General features: G+C 61.1%; 5 protein-coding genes. All 5 read left to right on the top strand.

Annotated elements, in window-relative coordinates:
- Positions 1-49 precede the first annotated feature (49 nt).
- Positions 50-2644, top strand: a complete 2595-nt coding sequence (locus tag CLU92_RS11840) for a chemotaxis protein CheB (protein WP_101482056.1) — start codon at positions 50-52, stop codon at positions 2642-2644.
- Positions 2641-4749 carry a PAS domain S-box protein gene (locus tag CLU92_RS11835; protein WP_257561067.1) on the top strand — a complete coding sequence of 703 codons (2109 nt, stop codon included), beginning with the start codon at positions 2641-2643 and terminating at the stop codon, positions 4747-4749. The genes CLU92_RS11840 and CLU92_RS11835 overlap by 4 nt, the downstream gene beginning before the upstream one ends.
- Positions 4750-4837: 88 nt before the next feature.
- Positions 4838-6994, top strand: coding sequence for a S46 family peptidase (locus tag CLU92_RS11830; RefSeq protein ID WP_373917879.1), 2157 nt, complete (start codon positions 4838-4840; stop codon positions 6992-6994).
- 145 nt (positions 6995-7139) lie between these two features.
- Positions 7140-9914: a type VI secretion system Vgr family protein gene (locus CLU92_RS11825; protein ID WP_101482054.1), complete on the top strand. Its 2775-nt coding sequence runs from the start codon at positions 7140-7142 to the stop codon at positions 9912-9914.
- A gap of 25 nt (positions 9915-9939) precedes the next feature.
- Entirely contained in the window at positions 9940-11997 is a 2058-nt protein-coding gene (locus CLU92_RS11820) for a phosphatidylserine/phosphatidylglycerophosphate/cardiolipin synthase family protein (protein ID WP_101482053.1), read from the top strand.
- Positions 11998-11999: the final 2 nt, after the last annotated feature.

The following is an 11999-nucleotide window of genomic DNA, read 5'->3' as shown; positions in this document are numbered from 1 at the left end:
ATCCATCCGCCAGCCTGGCGCACGTGCCGCGGCTGCATTCTTGCCGACGATGACACGCAGCAAACACAGCAAAGCTCCAGCGCCGGAGGTGGCCGCCATCGATTTTCCCGTGGTGGCCATCGGCGCGTCGGCTGGCGGTCTCGACCCGATTATCGCTTTCCTGACGAACGTGCCGCCCGATAGCGGCATCGCCTATGTGGTGATCCAGCACCTTGATCCCACGCAAAAAGCCATGTTGCCGGAACTGCTGCAACGTGCCACCAGCATTCCCGTCACGGAAATCACGCAGCGCGCCGCACTGCATCCGAACCATATCTATGTGATTCCCTCGAATGCGGACCTGGGCCTGTCCAAGGGGCACTTTGTGCTCAGCGAGCCGCTGCAACTGCGCGGACACCGCTTGCCCATCAATGCTTTCTTCGAAAGCCTGGCGGCCGAGCTGGGCGAACTGGCCGTGGGCGTGATTCTGTCCGGCATGGGCAGCGACGGCACGCGCGGCCTGCAAGCCATCAAGCAGGCGGGCGGCCTGACCCTGGCCCAGCATCCCGACACGGCCAAGTTCGACATGATGCCGCAAAGCGCCATCGCCGCCGATGCCGTGGACCTTGTCGATTTTCCCGACAAGATGCCGGAAAAGATCGCCAGTTACCTGTTTCGCAGCAGCTTCCTGGAGTTGCCGGGCAAGGAGCCTGGCGGGCGCAATGCCTTGCAGGAAATTGTCGCCTTGCTGTCCGAACATACGGGCAACAGCTTCACGGACTACAAGATCAACACGGTACTGCGTCGCATCGAGCGCCGCATGAGCTTGTACCAGATGACGTCGATGGAAGAGTACATTCCCTATCTGCGCAACAATCCCTCGGAAATCGACCTGCTTTTCAAGGAGTTGCTGATCGGCGTGACGAATTTTTTCCGCGACGCGAAAGTGTGGGAATATCTGAAGATGGTGGTCTTGCCGCAAATGCTGGCGGCTCACCCGGAAGGACGCGCCTTCAAGGCCTGGATACCGGCCTGCTCCACGGGAGAGGAAGCCTATACGCTGGCCATGGTCTTCCATGAAGTGGTGGCCAGCAGCAAGCCGCCGTCGAAGTACAGCCTGAAGATTTTTGCCACTGACCTGTCGGCCGACGCCATCGACCGCGCGCGCCAGGGCCGGTTTCCGCCAACGATAGTAAGCGATGTGTCGGCCGAGCGCCTGGAGCGGTTTTTCTTGCAGGACAAGAGTGATTACCTGGTCAGGAAAGAGGTCCGCAACATGATCATCTTTGCCCAGCAAAACATCATTTCGGATCCGCCCTTCACCAAGCTCGATATCCTGTGCTGCCGCAACCTGTTGATTTATCTCAATGCCAAGCTGCAGCAGCGTTTGATTCCCCTGTTTCATTACGCCTTGAATCGCGATGGGATCTTGCTACTGGGCAGCGCCGACACGCCCGGTCACTTTTCCGAGCTGTTCGCGCCGCTGACGACATCCACCAGGCTGTACCGTCGTCTCGACAACCTGGCGCGCCAGCGCTTGCTGACCTACTTTCCCACGAAAGTATCGTCGGCCACTCCTCCTACCCCCAGCGACATGAGAGAAGTCAGCATGCCCGGAAGAATCCAATCCCATGTCGAGCAATTATTGCTCCAGAAATACTCGCCTGCAGCCGTGTTGCTGAACCAGGATGGAGACATTTTGTATATCAACGGGCGCACCGGCGCCTTCCTGGAACCAGCTGCAGGCAAGGCCAACTGGAATATCCACGCGATGGCGCGCGACGGCTTGCGCTACGAGCTGGCGGGCTTGATCAAGCTGGCGCTGCAAAGCGACACCCAGGTATGCCTGAAAGGCCTGGTGCTCAAGGAGCAGGCAGGGAAGGCACAGGGCGTGGATTTGACGGCAGAAGCCTTGCGCCAGCCCGACGCGCTGCGCGGCATGGTCTTCGTCACGTTTGCCAGCGTGCCGCTGGCGGCCACCCCGCGCCGGGGCCGCTCGCCGAATCCCAAGGTGCTGGAACTGGAGCAGGAGCTGATCCAGGCGCGCAATGAAATCCAGGCCGTGCGCGACGAAATGCAGACCTCGCGCGAAGAACTCAAATCGGCCAATGAGGAATTGCAGTCGACCAATGAAGAACTGCAATCGGCGAACGAAGAGCTGACCACATCGAAGGAAGAGATGCAGTCGCTCAATGAAGAGTTGTACACGGTCAATGCCGAGCTGCAATCGAAGGTAGACGACTTGTCACTGGTCAACAGCGACATGAAAAATCTGCTCAATAGTACCGATATCGCCACCATTTTCCTCGACAGCGAGCTGCGCATCCGTCGCTTCACGGCACCGGCCACGCAAATCTACAAGCTGATCCAGACGGACTTGCGCCGTCCGCTCAGTGACATCGTCAACGACCTCGATTATCCAGACCTGGAAACGGATGCGCAGGAAGTCATCCGCAGCCTGGTGTTTTGCGAACGCCAGGTGCAGACCAAGAACGGGCGCTGGTACACGGTGCGCATCATGCCGTACCGAACGGTGGAAAACGTGATCGATGGCGTGGTGGTGACCTTCATTAACATTACCGAGTCGAAGTTGCTGGAAGCCGAGCTGCGCCTGATACAGTCGGGCGCAGTGGCGAACAGAGGGGCACGTGAGAGCGCGCCATGAATGAACCGTTCGACAGCGGACCCGCTGACGAGAACTTGTGCGAGCCTGCGCAGCGGGCGCTGCTGGCGGCAGGATCGCTGTCGAACGAAGAGATGATGCGCCACCTGCATGAGTTGCGGGTGAGGCAGATCGAGCTGGAAGTACAGAACGCCGGATTGGCGGAGCTGGAAAAACTCAAGAATGAATTTAAAAGCAGCCGCGACCGTTATGCGCAGCTGTATGAACATGCGCCTGTCAGCTACTTCTCACTGGCGCGCGAAGGCGTTATCACGCGCGTCAACGTGGCCGCCAGCGGTTTGCTGCAACGCGACAAGGATCAATTGCTGGGTCGACGTTTCGAGCAATTCATCGCGCCGCAGGCGCAGGGCGCATTCCGCCGCTTCCTCGATGCCATTTTTAGCAGTGGCACGCCGCAAGTGCTGGAAGCGCGGCTATTCGACGATGTGCTGGGCGGCGGCGTCGTGCGCATCGAAGCCAATCTTGATGTGGACAGCGCCAGCGTGCGTATGCTGGTGACGGACCTGGGCGACGAGTATGTGCGCGAGTCAGCCTTGCGGCGCGCCTTCCTGATTCTCGACACCATCCGCGAAGGCGTGCTGGTGACCGACAGCGATAACCGCATCATTTCCGTGAATCGGGCGTTTACCACCATCACTGGCTACCAGGCGGAAGAGGCCATCGGGCGCGATCCCTCCTTCCTGGGCGGCGGCACGCACGAGCCGCAATTCTATGCCGCCATGTGGCGCAGCCTGAGGCAGGATGGCAGCTGGTATGGCGAGCTGGTGAACCGGCGCAAGAATGGCGAGCGCTTCGTCGAGTCGTTGTCGATCACGCCCATGCGCATGCCGAACGGCGACACCAGCCATTTTGTCGGGGTGTTTTCCGATATTACCGAGCGCAAGCTGGCCGATGCCACGCTGCGTGAATTGCACCGGGAGCTGGACCAGCGCGTCATCGACCGCACGGCCGAGCTGTTGCGGGCCAACCTGCATTTGCAGCTGGAAGTGCAGCAACGCGAGCGGGCGCAGGAAGCCTTGCGCGACGCCGAGCGTTTTTTTCACGCCACCATCGATTCCCTGTCCGACCGCGTGCTGGTATTGGACCAGGCCGGCTGCCTGGTGCATGCCAATCAGGCTTGCATGGCCTTTGCCAGCCATGCGCCGGGACAGCTGCATTATCTGGATTTCTGCGAAAGGGACCCGCGCTGGAAGCGCAGCGCCGGGCGCGAGCTGGCCGCGGGCATCCGCGCCGTGATCGCCGGCAGCGCCGATGCTTATGCGCTGGAATATGAATTCGCCACGGAGGCCGGGGCGCGCTGGTCACAGGCCCGGGTCAGCCGTTTTCTGGGCGAAGGTCCGCTGCGCGTGGTGGTGGCGCACACGGACATTACTGAACGCAAGCTGATGGATGGCGCCCTGCGTCAGTCGCATGCGCAGCTGCGCCAGCTGGCGCTGCACATGGAAACGGCCAAGGAAGACGAGCGCAAGCGCATCTCGCGCGATATCCACGATGAACTGGGGCAAAACCTGCTGGCGCTGCGCATCGATATTTCCATGCTCAGCGCGCGCACCGAGGGTTCCCATCCGCGCCTGCACCGCCGGGTCGGCGCCGTGCTCAGCAATGTCGACACCACCATCAAGAGCGTGCGCGGCATCATGAACGAACTGCGCCCGATGGCGCTGGACCTGGGCTTGCAGGCCGCCATCGAATGGCAGGTGGGCGACTTCCGCAAGCGCAGCGGCGTCGTTTGCCGCCTGCTGATACGCGACGAGGCCCTGTTTGCCGCCATCGGCAGCCAGGTCGAGATCGTCCTGTTCCGCATCGTGCAGGAAGCGCTCAGCAACGTCATGCGCCATGCCCAGGCCAGCCAGGTCGAGATCGAGCTCAGTTCGGATGCCTGCGCCGTGTATGCGGCTATCAGCGACAACGGCATCGGCATCACGCCGCAGCAGCAGCGCAAAAAGCAGTGCTTTGGCCTGATCGGCATTGCCGAGCGGGTGACGGCGCTTGGCGGGCATTTCGAGGTGGGCACGCCGGCGTCGGGTACCGGTTGCCGCCTGTTCCTGCATATTCCCCTGACGGGGACGGGGCGGCCTGCTGCCTGATATAGCAATTGCAATGGGTTAATTTTTTGCCGACTCAGGCCCCCTGGACAGGCTATACTTTCGCCTGCTATTTATGGAGGGGCATATCTTGTTCAAAACAATCGTTTTACCAGTCGCCTTACTGGGCGCGTTCGCCGGCGCACACGCCGACGAAGGGCAGTGGCAACCACACCAACTGCCACAGCTGAAAGCCGAACTCAAACGGGTCGGCATCGACATTCCTGCAGAAAAGCTGGCCGACCTGAGCAAGCACCCGATGAGCGCCATCGTGTCGCTGGGCGGCTGCTCGGCCGCCTTCGTCTCCGACGCGGGCCTGGTGGTGACGAACCACCATTGCGCGTATGGCGCCGTGCAGCGCAATTCCACGCCGGAACACAATTACATCACCGACGGTTTCCTGGCCAAGACGCGCGCGAGCGAGCTGCCGGGCGGTCCGAACAGCCTGGTGTATGTGACGGACAAGGTGGAGAACGTCAGCGAGCGCGTGCTGAAAGGCTTGACGGCCGACATGAGCGGCCGTGCGCGCCACGAAGCCGTGGAAAAGCGCATCAAGGACCTGATCGCCGAATGCGAAACGGACAAGATGTACCGCTGCTCCGTGCCCGCCTTCCACCGCGGCCTCGAGTACTATCGCATCCGCCAGATGATGATACGCGACGTGCGCCTGGTGTACGCGCCCTCTGACAAGATCGGCAACTTCGGCGGTGACATCGATAACTACGAATGGCCGCGCCACACGGGCGATTATTCGTTCCTGCGCGCCTACGTGGGCAAGGATGGCCGTCCGGCCGACCCGTCGCCCGACAACGTGCCGTACAAATCGAAGGACTTCCTGGTGGTCTCGGCCGAAGGCTTGAAAGCCGGCGACGGCATCTTGCTGGCGGGCTATCCCGGCCGCACCAGCCGCTACAAGCTTCCGGCGGAAATCCGCTTCGCGCGCGATACGGCCTTCCCCCTGAAAGTATCGGAACTGCAAGCCGACCTGGCCGTGATGGCCGATGCGACGAATGGCGACGCGGCCGCTGCCGTGCGCTATGCGAGCGTGGTCAAAAGCATCAACAACGTGCTGAAGAAAACCCAGGGCTTGCTCGACGGTTTTGCCCGCAAGGACATTGCCGCCATCAAGGACGTGCAAGATGCCGAGTTCCGCGCCTGGTACGCGAAGCAGCCGAACGTCTCGCCCACCTTGCTGGCCGAACTGGACGCGGCAATCGCCAGCGACATGGCCTTGAGCGAAGAAGAGTTCGCCTGGTCGGTGGCCACCAACAGCGACTTGCTGAAAAGTGCGCGCACCATTTACCGTTTGTCGCTGGAGCGCCAGAAAGCGGACGCCGAGCGCGAATCGGGCTTCCAGCAGCGCGACCTGGCCTTCATCAAGGCCCGCCTGGCCCGCCTGGAGCAGTCGTATGTCAACAAGGTCGATCAGGCGCGTTTTGAAGCGGGCCTGAAGCGTTACGCGCAGCTGGCCGCGAAGAGCCATCCGCAAGGCCTGGACGCGCTGCTGCCGGCGCCAGTGGCCGTGGCGGCCCTGTACCAGCAGACGCAACTGGCTGACACGGCCAAGCGCCTGGCCTGGCTGGAAAAGGACCAGGCTGCTGTTGCCCAGTCCGACGACGCCTTCATGCAACTGGCCGTCAAGCTGCAGCCGGTGGAGTTGTCGCTGGAAGAGCGCCGCAAGGAAATCGACGGCAACCTGGAACGCGTGATTCCGCAATACATGCAAGCCGTGATCGCCTGGAAAAAATCGCAAGGCAAGCCGGTGTATCCTGACGCCAACTCGACCCTGCGCGTCACGTATGGCACGGTCTCGCCGTACTCGCCGCGCGATGGGCTGACCAAGGGCCCGTTCACGACGGTGGAAGGCATCGTCGAGAAAGTCACGGGCAAGGCCCCGTTCGAAGCGCCGCAAGGCTTGATTGACGCCGTCAAGGAAAAACGCTACGGCCAGTTCCGCGACCCGGCACTGGGCACGGTGCCCGTCAACTTCCTCACCAGCGCCGACACCACGGGCGGCAATTCCGGCTCGGCCGTGATGAACAAGCGTGGCGAGCTGATTGGCCTGAACTTCGATTCGACGTATGAATCGATCACCAAGGACTGGTACTTCGACACGGCCATCACGCGCGCCATCCACCTCGACATCCGCTACATGCTGTGGGTGATGAAGGAAGTGGACCATGCCGATAACTTGCTCAAGGAAATGACGATCAAGTATCCGAAGCCAGTGAAGACTGCCAAGAAGTAAGCGTTAATTTGCGCTAGCGCAAAGCCGCATCCGCCGCAGGGCTGATGCGGCTTTTTTACGTATGGGTAACTAGTTTGCGTTCCATCAATATGCCAGCGTTCACCATGGTTAGCATGGGCTAGTGTAACTATCCGAAGGAGGCGATATGGATGATGGCGAGCTGGCAGCCGATCTGGCGCGCCTTTTCGGAGCGGGCTGGCGAACCCAGGACAGCCGCTTGCTGCGCATGGATTTTCCGCGCGACGATGGTCCGCCCAATACCGCGCTGCTGGTCAACAGCTTGCGGGCACACGAGGAAATGTCACGCGACTTCCGCTTCGACGTCGAACTGCTGTCCGACAATCTCCACCTTCCCCTGACAGCGATGATGGGACGCATGGTCACGATTTCGATGGTGCGCGATGACGGCAGTTTGCGCTATTTTAATGGTTATGTCGGCCAATTTCGCTTGTTGCGCAGCGATGGAGGTTTCGCGTTCTACCAGATGGTGCTGCAACCCTGGCTGGCGTTTTCCAGGCTGCGCATGGACAACGTCTCGTTCCACGAACGCACGGTCATCGACATCACCGAAACGACCTTCAATCATTATTTGCAGCGCGACTGGCAAAACCGGCTGCATGAGGAAAAAGCGATATTAAGCTGCGCCAACCAGCATAATGAAACCGATTACAACCATCTGCACCGGCGCTGGGAAGACCAGGGTATCCATTACTGGTATGAACATCGCGCCGACGGTCATACGCTCTGTTTGGGCGACAATACCTGGCTGAGCGACAGCATCGACCCAAGCGACCGCGATGCCAGCGAAGCCGACGAGATGGTGTTTCGCAGCGACGCGGGCTCGCAGGAGTGCGACGGCATACGCGATTGGCAGGCAATACGGAAGATCGCTTCGGGCTCGCTCACGTTGGCCAGCTTCAACTACAAGCATCCGTTTGCCAGTCGCGCCAGTGGCTATGCGCTGCACCAGCAGGGCGACGTGTTTGCCCATGAACTGTATCAAAATGCCGGCTATGGCTATGCCGACATGGGTGGCGGCGAAGCGCTGGCGCAACGCCGCCTGGAGGAGCATAACTGCCAGGCGCAAACCTTCGAAGCTGGCGGCAATCACCGCTGCGCCCAGGCCGGGCGCAGTTTCACGCTGGGTGGACACTTCAGTGGCAAGCAAGCCATGCCGGCCAGAGGTGAAGCGGCGCGCGCTGACATCGGCTCGCGCGAATACCTGATCCTGTCGGTCGATCATATCGCCAGCAACAATTACCAGGCAGGGACGGGCGCGAAGTCGCATTATGAAAACCGTTTTAGCTGCATCCGCAAGAGCATCCGCTGGTATCCGGGGCGGCAGTTCAACAGCACGCCTTGTGCCTTGCCCGGCGTGCAGACGGCAATTGTCACCGGACCTGCAGGCGAAACCATCCATACCGACGCGCTGGGCCGGGTGAAGGTGCAATTCCACTGGGACCGGCTGGGCAAGTTCGACGCGGGCAGTTCGCCATGGATCAGAGTCATGACGCCATGGGCGGGCCAGGCCTTCGGCCAGATCGCGTTGCCGCGCATCGGCCAGGAAGTGCTGATCCAGTTTCTCGACGGCAATATCGACCGTCCCGTCATTGTTGGCGCGGTGTACAACGGCAAGCATGCGCCGCCGTGGAATTTGCCGGGCCAACGCATGCTGGGCGGCTGGCGCAGCGCCGAGCTGATGCCTGGTGGTGGCTACGGCGTGCGCGGCAACCAGTTGGTGCTCGACGATACGCACCAGCACATCCAGGCGCAACTGAAAAGCGATCATCAGCACAGCCAATTGTCGCTCGGCTGTATCAGCCGCATCGAAGACGCCAGCGGGCGTAAGGATGCGCGTGGCGAGGGCTGGGAACTGGCGTCAGACGCCTGGGGCGTGGCGCGCGCCGGCCGCGGCATGTTGCTGACCACCGAAGCGCGCCCTGGCGCCGCCTCGCATATCAAGAGCATGGATGAAACCTTGCGCCGGTTGGCCGAGGCTGCTGAGCGGCACAAGGCGCTTGCCGCCTTGGCGCAGCATTACGGCGCGCAAGAAAGTGCCGCCCAGCAGGGCGCCGCCGCCGATGTGCTGAAAGCCCAGCATGCCGGGATCAAGGGTGGTGCCGGCAATGGCGAAAACGCCTTTCCCGAATTATCTAAGCCGCATCTGGTGCTGGCCAGTCCGGCCGGTATCGAAACGACGAGCGCGCAATCGACGCACATCGCCAGCGCCGAACACACCGCGCTGACGACCGGGTGCGACCTGTCGCTGGCGGCCGGCGGCGGCCTGTTCGCCAGCATCGGCGCAGCGCTGCGCCTGTTCGTCCACAAGGCTGGCATGAAACTGATCGCCGCAGCTGGCCCCGTGCAGATTGCGGCGCAAACCGATGCGGTCGAAATCGTCGCCCACAAGGTGCTGGAGCTGATCAGCCAGGCCGACTGGGTGAATATTCGCGGCCGCAAAGGCGTGCGCCTGCATGGCGCCGATTGCATGCTTGAAATCAGCGACAAGGTACAGTTTTTTACCGCGTCGCCGACGCTGTTCCATGGAAACCTGGAAACGCTGGCGCCCAAGAACCGGCCGCAACCGGAGCTGGAGCCCCCCATCGCGCCGGTAGCGGGGCAGTTGCAGCATACGATACAGGCTCATGCGGATGGCGGCCAGTACGCCAATGTACCGTACACGCTGTACAAGGGGGAAGCCGAAGTCGAGCAAGGCCTGACCGACGAATTTGGCCGCATCCTGATCGCGCATCAGGACGGCACGCCGCGCTACCGTGTCGTCCTTGGCAATGGCGAAGAGTTTTCATTGCAGGCGAGTGCGCGCTTCGACCCGAACGCGGCGCCGGAGGGTGAACACAAGCTGTCGAATCGCGGTTTGCGCGCGTTCGACGACACCAGCGACGGCCGCGCTGTTCAATGATGCACGACACCGACAGGAGAGCGCCATGCCGGAATCGAGCGGCCGCATCGAAACCACCCACATCGACGAAGTCGGACGCACTGCGACGAGTTCGCTCCAGTGGCTGCTGGAAAACCGTAACCTGAAGGGCAAGGCCACTCATCCGATTACACATAACAACAAGCTGACGCTGTTCATTTGCGGACAGGAAGGGTTCGCCGACATCGCCGCCGAGATCGCCAGGGCTAAACATTCGATCGACCTGTGCTGCTGGGGTTTCGACCCGGGCATGGAACTGGTGCGCGGCAACAGCGCCACCTGGCCGCGGGGCGAAACGTTTGGCGACTTGCTGATCGCCGCCGCACGGCGTCACGTCAGGGTGCGCCTGCTGGTCTGGTATGACCGGATCGGTTCGCCGATAGCGCGTACTATGCCGGGCTATTCGCACGGCACCTCGTCATGGAACCCCGATGGACAACGCACCGACAATATCGGCGCCAAAGCCAGCCTGGCGATGTTGCACGATGCGGTCCAAAACAAGAAACATGTTTTAGGCAATGGTTATTGGGGCGAATACGTCCGGCCCGAGAATATTCCGATAATGGCGCGTCAAGAATATTGTCACAGCTGGTATGCGGCCGCGTTCCATGGCTTGTTGGAGGGCCTGGAGATTCGCTTGCGGCATGGCGACAGCGCCGCGATCAGCAAGAGTATCGCGACCGAAATAAACCAGCCGGGCGGCTTGACGATGGGGGAAATCGAAAAGCCCGGCATGCAATACCTGGGCACGCACCACCAAAAGCCGGTCTTGATCGATTTCGCCCACGAAGAGGGAGCCAAGGCCGTCGGTTACGTGATGGGCCTGAACTCGGTGACCGATTATTGGGATACGACGGCCCATCTGCTCGACGATACGCGCCGTGAACAGGGCGGCGTCAACGAGCAGCGCGAGTGTTTGCAGGGAATGGTCGCGGACGGCGGGTTCGCCACGCTGAAACCGTATCAGGATTATGCCTGCCGCATCGACGGTGGCAAGGCATTGATCGCGCTGTACAACAATTTCGTGAAGGCATGGGACCGCGCGATCGACGACCGCACGCGTTCGGCTTCCACCGACTGTGTTAGCCGGGAGTTGCCATGTGGCAGCCCACCAGCGCGGCTGTTGCGCGAGGCAGGGCCGGACGACTCCACCGTGCAGATCGTCCTGACGCAGCCCGAGGAGCAAGACAAGACCATCAAGGAAACCTACTTTCGCGCGGTGACCCAGGCCAGCTTGGCGGCCGGCTACCTGTATGTGGAAAACCAGTATTTCCAGTATGAAGAATGGGCCCGGCACTTGCTGGCCGAGCGCAAGAAGGTGGTCGCCGCCTGGAAGGCCGGCAGTGTCAAGGCGGGCAAGAGTCTTGAAGATATGCCGGTCATGCACGTATTCATCGTCATTCCGGTACCGGAGCGCGCGCAGATGGTGCCGCGCACCCACGATACGCTAGCGACACTGGGGCAGCACGCGGGCATGACGGGGCAAAACACCATGATCGACGACTATAACAAGCGACCCAAAACCCGGCGTGTCAGGGCAGGATTCGGCATTTCCACCGAGGCGGAAGTCAAGTTGCCCGACGTGGTGCAGCATTCCAATGGCATCAACAAACCCGGCGTGATGACGCTCGAGAGCGAATTCGGGCTGAAGGTATCGGTGGCCATGCTCAATGTCAGCGCGTTTGACAAGGACCGCTGGCGCTACCGTGAAATCTACATCCATTCCAAATTGATGCTGGTCGACGACGTGTTCATGACGCTGGGCAGCGCCAACCTGAATCAGCGCAGCATGGCCGTCGACAGCGAAATCAATATCGCCACCATCGACCGCCGCGTGGCCCGCGATTTGCGCAAGCGGGTGTGGCGCATGCATAGCGGGGGATTGGTCGATGGCGGGGGAGGGACGAAGGCGGAGATTGCATTGGCGTTTGAAAATTGGACAAAACTTATGAAGGAAAACCGCAAGAAAAAATTCAACAAATCCGAAACTGCAATTTTCAAGAAAATGACTGGTTTTTTGCTGCCATTGGAAGACAAACGCAGCTCCACCATACGTCTGGGTTGATC

This window comes from Janthinobacterium sp. 61 (genome assembly GCF_002846335.1).
In the GTDB taxonomy this organism is placed as follows: Bacteria; Pseudomonadota; Gammaproteobacteria; order Burkholderiales; family Burkholderiaceae_D; genus Janthinobacterium.
Note: the sequence above shows the minus strand (reverse complement) of the source record. Positions and strands in the feature narration are given on the sequence as shown.